3 protein-coding genes are annotated in these 2,151 nt (G+C 62.5%); 1 reads left to right on the top strand and 2 read right to left on the bottom strand.

Annotated features, from left to right (window positions below):
- Nucleotides 1-938 (top strand): hypothetical protein (locus tag E5W87_RS32110; RefSeq protein ID WP_292406978.1); only part of this gene is annotated, 938 nt, incomplete at its 5' end.
- Here the strand turns inward: E5W87_RS32110 and E5W87_RS32105 are convergent.
- Both E5W87_RS32105 and E5W87_RS32100 read right to left on the bottom strand, forming a co-directional pair.
- Nucleotides 913-1,416, bottom strand: coding sequence for a hypothetical protein (locus E5W87_RS32105; RefSeq protein WP_292406976.1), 504 nt, complete (start codon nucleotides 1,414-1,416; stop codon nucleotides 913-915). The genes E5W87_RS32110 and E5W87_RS32105 overlap by 26 nt on opposite strands.
- 29 nt (nucleotides 1,417-1,445) lie before the next feature.
- Entirely contained in the window at nucleotides 1,446-2,039 is a 594-nt protein-coding gene (locus E5W87_RS32100) for a hypothetical protein (RefSeq protein WP_292406973.1), read from the bottom strand.
- Nucleotides 2,040-2,151 lie beyond the last annotated feature (112 nt).

Below are 2,151 nucleotides of genomic sequence, written 5' to 3'. Positions count from 1 at the left end.
CCGCGGCCGCGATCCTGCCGTTCTTCGCCTATTATGCCGCCTGGGGTTTCCTTGGCGATACGGTTCGCGAATATTCGCGCATGGCGCTGGCCCAAGCCGAACTCGGCAAGAGCGTCGATATCTTCGCCATTCTTCAGTCGAGCGGCGTGGTACTGTCGATCGTCATTTGCTGGCTGGTGCGTTTTGCCGCCAAGCGACTGAATGCTCGCGCCTCTCACCCCTACTGGCGGCTGCTGATCGTCGCGACGGACGCAACTTGGGTCTTCATCGGTCTCTACGCGCTCGGCGAATGGAAAGACCAGTTCATCCGTTGGCTTGGCGCAGGCGCCGCGCTGCAACAGCTCAGCCTCGATTTGCTTGCGCCGATCACTTCGGCGGCCGCGGCCGGCCGGTTCGTTCCCGTGGAATTCAGGCCGCTTCCCTTCGGAGAGCAGCTTCAGAATCTTTTCTTTTTCGCGTTGCTGCCGATTGTCTGGCTGGTGATGGCCGCGATCATCAACGGCTATGAACTTTCAGCGCCGGCCGCTCCCGCTCCTGCGCCATTGCGCACGACCTCCTGGCAGAGGTGGCTGAAGGATTTCGCGACCCATTTCGTTGGTGGCTATCGCAGCCGCTACTCGCCAGTCTGGACTTGCCTCAAGCTGACGCTCAGTGCCGGCCTTGCCACGCTTGTCACCTTCGTCATCGCCTATCAGGCCATCTCCTGGGTCGGCGCCTGGATATGGTATGGCCTGACAAGGCTGATCGGAGCGCATGATCTCGCAACCTGGCAGATCTTCGCCGACACCATCAGCCTGTTCATCGGCAGCCCAAGCGACCTCGACGGAGGAATCCTGCTCGACGTAGTCCGGGTGGCGCTGCTTGCAGCCGTGCTCGAAACCGCGGTCGCCATGGCTGGCGAAGCGAATGGCGTCAGGTCTGCGGTTCGCTCACGCTGAGATAATCCGGCAGCGCCGAATAGAGGGCGATCGATAGCGTGAGGCTGCTCGCGCCAGGCGGGATCAAAAAGCTGGCAGCCATTCGTGCCGGTTTGCCGGGTTCCGTCGCCGCGAACGCGACACCGCCACACAGGGACCGGTTCCTTACATCCGGATACTGCTGCGTGACCACCGGATCGGCAAACAAGGTTGGCTGCCATTCGCGACCGCTTTCATCGGAAAGCCGCACCTGGCATGGAACGGCACCGAGCGCCTTCGGGTCAGCAGCGAGGGCCTCGAACTCGGCCAGGAAGACGGTGCTCCCCTTGCCTGCCAGTCTGGTGAGGCGCGTCACGGTCCAGCTTGCGCCGGCATAGTCGATGGGTTGCCCCAAGGTCCCAGATACCGGCTGGCGCAAATGTTGGGAACGCCAGTCCTTGATGCTTCCCCACGTCTGCGCGGCGAGTGCGGCAGGCACGGCAACCACCAGCGCCGCCATGCTCAGCCAATAGCCTCGTCGCGTTAACGTCACCTTTGCGGGAGAACTGTCCATGGCGGTCCTTGGTCGTTGCGGCGGATGGTGATGGCAGGCTCGATATCCTTGCCGGAAGCGCTCGTGGCGATGCGGATCTCGTCGTCGAGCGGCAGCAATTTTGTGCGTGCGACCACTACGGTCCCGCCGGCGACGGCATCCTCCGGTACTTCGAACACCAGAAGGACGCGGCGTGGGAGGCCGGGCTGGTAGGCATCGCCTGGCATCATTTCGATCGTTGCCGGCACCCTGTCGGTCAAGACATAACGGACGCCGCTGCTGCTCAGCCACTCGCCCGATGTGAGACCCAAGGTCTCGAATTTCGCCTCGGCCTCGCCTTCCACCACAACCCATACGCCGGAACTCGTGTAGGTCTTTGACTTCCCGAAGGTCTCGACATTGAGAACACGCGCTGTCCTGGCACTGTCCAGCGAAAGCGCGAACGCGCTAGCCTCCACACGCTTGTTCATGCCGCCCGAAGAGACTATCGGCGAGGTAATGTCGCTGTAGAGCGGACGCGTGTGCTGCATGCCGTAGAGCACGGCGGCAGCGAACAGCAGCGCAAGCGCCGAAACCACCAAGCGCATCATGGCGCCTTCTCCACGGGCAGATCGACCGTCGCAACGGGATCACGGTCGTACCATCCGCTTGCGCCGTAAAGATTGTCGCGCAGCTTGTAGATCTGACCGCTGACGGTGATTG

Source organism: Mesorhizobium sp., assembly GCF_004962925.1.
Classification (GTDB): domain Bacteria; phylum Pseudomonadota; class Alphaproteobacteria; order Rhizobiales; family Rhizobiaceae; genus Mesorhizobium.
The sequence above is the reverse complement of the archived record's forward strand: the minus strand, read 5'-3'. Positions and strand labels throughout refer to the sequence as shown.

Bases quoted from the DNA above. Each gene is read 5' to 3' on its own strand.
- E5W87_RS32100 (WP_292406973.1), bottom strand. From the start codon at position 2,039: ATGATGCGCTTGGTGGTTTCGGCGCTTGCGCTGCTGTTCGCTGCCGCC.
- E5W87_RS32105 (WP_292406976.1), bottom strand. From the start codon at position 1,416: ATGGCGGCGCTGGTGGTTGCCGTGCCTGCCGCACTCGCCGCGCAGACG.